Annotated in this window: 4 protein-coding genes; all 4 read right to left on the reverse strand. The window is 32.4% G+C overall.

Annotation, left to right across the window (positions count from 1 at the left end; translation table 11 throughout):
- Window positions 1-157: 157 nt before the first annotated feature.
- The gene (locus tag CXF64_RS09110; RefSeq protein ID WP_101216856.1) at window positions 158-1,375 is read right to left on the reverse strand and encodes an O-antigen ligase family protein; all 1,218 of its coding nucleotides are present in this window, start codon (window positions 1,373-1,375) and stop codon (window positions 158-160) included.
- Window positions 1,368-2,225, reverse strand: coding sequence for a glycosyltransferase family 2 protein (locus CXF64_RS09115; protein WP_101216857.1), 858 nt, complete (start codon window positions 2,223-2,225; stop codon window positions 1,368-1,370). The genes CXF64_RS09110 and CXF64_RS09115 overlap by 8 nt, the downstream gene beginning before the upstream one ends.
- Before the next feature lie 37 nt (window positions 2,226-2,262).
- Window positions 2,263-3,225: a glycosyltransferase family 2 protein gene (locus CXF64_RS09120; RefSeq protein ID WP_101216858.1), complete on the reverse strand. Its 963-nt coding sequence runs from the start codon at window positions 3,223-3,225 to the stop codon at window positions 2,263-2,265.
- Window positions 3,225-4,256 (reverse strand): polysaccharide pyruvyl transferase family protein (locus CXF64_RS09125; protein ID WP_232783794.1); only part of this gene is annotated, 1,032 nt, incomplete at its 5' end. The genes CXF64_RS09125 and CXF64_RS09120, both read right to left, overlap by 1 nt.

Here is a 4,256-nt window from a genome sequence, read left to right on the forward strand (position 1 = left end):
ATTGCTTTCTTTGCAGTAAAAAGAACAAAGTTAAAACCAGATAAAAAAATAAGATAATAAGCCCCGCCAGCTATGCCAAGCCAATGAAAATGACCAGCAACAATAGAAAATATCGATATTGCTCTTAATAACACTGAGATATCTAACTTGGAAATATTCATATAACCGCCCTTTTACATGAATTTTTTTTAAAAAAGAAGCCACCCAATAAGCCCCAAAAATACCAGTTATAGGATAGATAAAATAACATATTGTCTGAATAGCCAGCGACTAAGTAAGATATTACTAAGCCAATAATAATTGACGTCCCTCTTTTATCCTTTTTAAACTGTATTAAGAGGCGCTTCAAAATAAAGGTAAAGATTAGAAGATAAGCGAGTAGTCCTAAGAACCCCATATCAAAGGTGATTTGTACATATGCATTATGTGCATCAAATCCTTTACTTTCTTCTAATGGAAAAAAATCTAAAAAATAATAAGAAAAAGTGTCATAGCCGTGGCCTAGAAATGGTCTTTCTGCTATGTAATCCCAAGAGGCAAACCAAACCACTTTTCGCCACTCATAAGAATTTAAACTTTCGCCCACATCTAAGCTATCTACACCAGAACCTGAAAAAATATCCAATACTCGATCTTGCACTTCAGGTATCAATAAAAGTATTAATAATGATAAAAATAAATATAATAGGTACCTTCTTTCAACTAAAAGTGCATATACGGAGAACATTATAATTAATGCTAACCATGCACTTCTAGTTTTAGTCATCACTAAGCAAATTAGACTAATAAATAAAATGATTTTTACTCTTCTAATAAATTGTTTTGAAAAGATAAAAAGTCTAGTTTTTATACAAAAAAAACAAAGTGTAGTAATTAACACCAAATAAAAAGCAAATATATTCGGGTGAGAGAAGCTACCGAACAGTCTAAATCCATTTCTGGTAGTACTTCCCTCAGGAAATAACAATTCAAAAAACACAAAGATAAAAGGAACTATAGAGCTATAAATTGTAAATCTTAAAAAGAACTTTAAATCACGATCATCTTTAACAAAAAAGTAGACAAAACAAAACATTGCCCAATATGTCAAGATTGAAAAAAAAGAGCGCAGTGACTGAACTTTATCTGGTGACACGATAATAGATGCCAAGCCTATGCAAATGAATGCCCCCCATACATATAAGAAAGACTTAGGTAAAACAAACTTATTATTTTTACAACAAATAAAAAATAACACTACCACTAAAAGGTTAAGCAGTGCCCCCAAACCAATACCACCAATTTTAGTAAACTCTAAAACTGGGTCTAGTGACGCTCTAAAAAATAAAATAAAAAATAGAGCTGGAGAATGTAAAAAAAGCCTATTTTTAAACACGCTCTAATGCCTTCTTGATTCGGCGTAATATAACTCTAAACTCAAAAGTAATGAGTAATATGAGTAGCTCACTTACTTTTACATTAATCTGTGAATAGTTACACATAGCTACTATCCTAGATGATCTTTCTTTCAGGTTTGAAGGTTTATGTTTTAAATTTAAGCGTTCAAAAGCTTTTCTGATGTTATTTGCTTTTTTTTCCGAGATCCGTTCTAGGCCATGGTTCTGAACTATTATATAAGAATTCTTTTTTATATTTTTAAATATCCCATATTGTTTAGCCAATCGTATCCACGTATCCCAGTCTTGTAGAGCAGGCATTTTTTCATCAAAGCCATCTATTTTTAAAAAATAATCCCTTTTAGTAAATACTTGGTTACCAATGTAATTGAGCGATCTAAGCATGTCATAATCGACACATTCTGAATTATTATGCGTAAATTCGCCATTTTCACGAACCTCTAAAACACCATCGAACAAACCTGCTATGTCATTAGTATTTTCTTGCTCTAATTTAAACCAATACTGAACAAAACTATCAATTCGCCAATTTTCAAAATAGTCATCGTCATCTAAACCAGTAATAAAATAACCTGTGGCTAAAGATAACGCTTTATTTCGCCCATAACATGCTCCTTTAGACTTACCGGTTTCATTGATAGTGCTCAGTAATAAACCTTGTTCTTGCATCTCTTTTAAATAAGCGTGAGTACCGTCTGTCGAACCATCATCAGCAACAATAATCTCAATATCTTGATAGGATTGATTTAAAACAGACTCCACTGCACGCTTTAAAAGCTCAAGGCGATTATAAGTTGTAATGTAAACAGTGACTTTTTGTAAATTCATTCTCAAGTTCCCGATGCGAGATTTATAAATAATTATTTTATTTTCTTTTAATCAAATTAAGAGAAAGCATTCTTAATAGCTTACCAGCAAGGCCAAGAATATTGATCCGCAAGCCTTCAAAGGTGTAAACTTTAAACATTCCAAAAAGGTAACTTTTGATCCCTAAAAGCTGTTTTCTTTCAAACAATATATTTGAATATTCTTTTAAAAATTTATCATGTGATAACTTCATACTTTTTATTACTTGAGAACTAAAGTTGCTTCTAAAATAGTTACCTGTTGAATCGATGTTTTTTCTTAATGAGATTGCATGGCTGTGGTAATACAAAGCAAGGTCATCAGTGAGGTTGTCACCATGATGCTGTTTTAAAACCAAAGGCTTATTTTTCATGTATACAGATGCATATTGAGAAAAACGTAAAATAAAATCAAAGTCTTCTGAGTGGTTAAACCTAATATCAAAACAGCCAACCTTTTGCGCCAGCTTTTTATTAAAAAGCATCACACTGGCTGTGCCAATAAAGTTTTCCTCTATAAAGTTTAATTGAAATTCTTCACCTTCAACTTCTCGATCAACTAATTTAGAGACTAGTCTTGAATTGTTATACTTTGAGTTAATATCCTCTTTAGAATCGATATGATAATCAGTACAAATTAACCCTACTTTTTCTGAGCATTTGGAAATTATAGATGCTTGTAGTGCTAGTTTATTGGGGTACCAAAGATCGTCTACATCCAAAAAGGCTATCCAGTTTCCCTCGGCGGCTGCTATACCAACATTTCGCGCAGAAGACACCCCACCGTTCTCTTGATCTATAATTTTTAAAGGGACTTTACTTACTTTCTCACACTCATTAAGTACTGTTAAAGAATCGTCTTTTGAACCATCATTAACGACTACAATTTCAAACGGTTGTAAAGTTTGATTGTTAATAGAGTTAATGGCGCTTCTAATGAATTTTTCACCATTGTAACAAGGTATAACAACGCTAATTTTCATTATTTACTCATTAAAAGTTTTGGATAGTTTTTTGCCAAGTCAATATCACTTTGCTCAAATGTAGTTTGATATGCGTTCTTACCCTCTATAACGCCTGTTACAGGGTGAACGATGAAGCCATAATCCTTTGCGAAGTTACTCGTCTTATCACTATAAGAGTAAATAACTTGTTTTTTATCAAGCAAAGCAGCCAATACCATTGAATGGAATCTTGTCGAAATCACAATTTCAGCTTTAGCTAATGAAATTAGAACATCATCTTTGTTGTATTTAACCACTTTAATCTTATCTAAGTATTCATTATTGACGCGATTTAAAATTAAATTAATTACTTCTAAGTCAACAGAATCCTCAAAGCTAACAAATTCGATTGTGTAACCCAAAGCAATATAAAAACTAACCCATTGCTTTATTTCATCGATATATGGTGTTGATGAAATATTACCTTTACCGTCCTTTTCTACCTTAGTGACTGAAATTGAGACGCACTTTTCACTCTTAATAGATTTATATTTGTCTACTGGAAAACCCATCACAATATCTGGCATTTTTATGCTTTTTTTTGTACCAGTTTCAGCAATCAAGGAGTGCGAAAAAGAGTCCCTTAACAACCATTTATCGACCCATGCATTTAGACTTTTTAGATAACCTAAATACTCACTTTTATCACGGTAGGGCCCTAGGTTTGCACCGACTATAAAGTTATGACCTCCAAAAATTTTATTTAATATGCAAAAACGAACCTTTTGTCGAATCATATTAAAATGTTTATCTTCTTTACCCATAACTACGCTCCCACCAATGACAGCGAAGTCAGCTTTAAACTTCCATCTTAATGGGAGAGCGCGGCCATACTTAATAAACTCAACTTTTTTTGAAACGAACTCTGGTTGCGTTTGGTTACCATAAAAGAAATAACGTTCGTAGTTTGTGTTATTTATAATTGACGCGAACATTAAATCATCGCCTAAGTTTTTATTATTATATCCATATACTTTTCTCTTATACACATCTCCTATCCCACTAGTCTC

This window comes from Pseudoalteromonas sp. GutCa3 (assembly GCF_002836155.1).
Lineage (GTDB): Bacteria > Pseudomonadota > Gammaproteobacteria > Enterobacterales > Alteromonadaceae > Pseudoalteromonas > Pseudoalteromonas arctica.